Origin of the sequence: Bartonella sp. MM97QHHN (assembly GCF_042194285.1) — a bacterium.
In the GTDB taxonomy this organism is placed as follows: Bacteria; Pseudomonadota; Alphaproteobacteria; order Rhizobiales; family Rhizobiaceae; genus Bartonella.
Genome location: NZ_JBHIMS010000051.1, coordinates 1 through 1,272 on the forward strand (window position 1 = coordinate 1; position 1,272 = coordinate 1,272).

At 45.4% G+C, this 1,272-nt stretch carries 1 protein-coding gene and 2 pseudogenes; all 3 read right to left on the reverse strand.

Features of this window, described 5'->3' with window-relative positions; translation table 11 throughout:
- Nucleotides 1-808 (reverse strand): annotated as a pseudogene (locus ACFIJW_RS02725) (hypothetical protein); the annotation flags it as partial.
- Nucleotides 809-829: 21 nt separating this feature from the next.
- On the reverse strand, nt 830-1,063 hold the full coding sequence (locus ACFIJW_RS02730) for a hypothetical protein (RefSeq protein WP_375611072.1): 234 nt from the start codon (nt 1,061-1,063) through the stop codon (nt 830-832).
- Nucleotides 1,064-1,072: 9 nt separating this feature from the next.
- Nucleotides 1,073-1,272, reverse strand: a pseudogene (locus tag ACFIJW_RS02735) (phage tail protein); the annotation flags it as partial.

Below are 1,272 nucleotides of genomic sequence, written 5' to 3' on the forward strand. Positions count from 1 at the left end.
TAACAGAAGATGTCGCACCTTCTGATAACTCTTTTGCTTGTTCTGCAATATCCTTGGCATCATCGGCTGCCTGTTTGGCTCCATCTGCCTTTAGACTTGCTTGCATGGCTACAGTCTTAACTTCATGACACGTTGCTACCGCCGTCGCTGCTACTTGCGTCGTCTCTGTTGCTGTTTGTGAAGCTTCTCTTGCTGTTTGTTCTGCACGCGTTGCAATGGTCTTCGATTCATCGGCTAACCTCTTGGCTTCGGTCGATAAATTAACAGCATTCTCACTGCTCTGTTTGACCTCTTCAAAACGTTGTAATGCCGTAGAAAGGGAACCTTTCGTACTATTGATTTCCCCTGAGGCTCTATCGACTGCTGCTTTTGTCTCTTCTGCCATGCGCTTCGCTGCATCAGAAGTATTCTTGGCTTCTTCTGCTAAGCCATTGGCTGTATCCGCTGTCTCTTTCGCAAGGCTAGCCGTTGTCGTCGCTGCTTTAGCTTCTTCCTTCGCTTCATGAGACGTCGTAAGCGCTGTTGTCGCTGTTTGAACTGTTTTCGTCACTTCGCTAAGCGCTTGTTCCGAAACCCTCTTCGATTCTTCTGCAACCTGTTGCGCACCATTCGCACGCGACATGGCTTTTTCTGCTTCTTGACGTGCATTAACAACCTGCTCTAACGGCGCAAAGGTTTCATACGAATACAAAGATGCCGTCCCTAAAAGCTTTGGAACAACAACGCTGTCTTGAGAAGTTCCTGCTATCATTTCTTCTTTCGTTGCAACAGGTATCAAATATTCATGTTCATGATCGGGTATCTTCATCTGTTTTCGTCCTCACATCATTCAGAGCACTTCGTCTAATGAACACTCTTTCAAATCTTCAAACTCTTCTCTTAAGGTCTCTAAGCGCTTCTCTAAATCTTTCAGTGAACCATCAAGCTCTGTTTTCAAAGCGGCTTTCAGTAAATCAAAAACGCCAGTAAGCGGCGCATGTACAAAACCTCCCCCAGAATACAAAACGACCCGTACTTGAGACGGGTCGCTAATCTCTGATATCGCAAACGGTTTTAATGACATTTCAACTCCTCATGTCTTGATCCCATAAATTACACTCACATTAACGGGGCGCGTTTCAACACCACCAACCCTCTCTGCCATGAGATGATGTTCATGATGCTCTCTGTCATTCAGACCTTCTGTTATAGGCGTTGAATAATATAAAAAATTAGCAAAGGGGCTCCTGATAAACCAAGGTAAACGCGGCGGCTTGTCTTTTTCTGTAAACC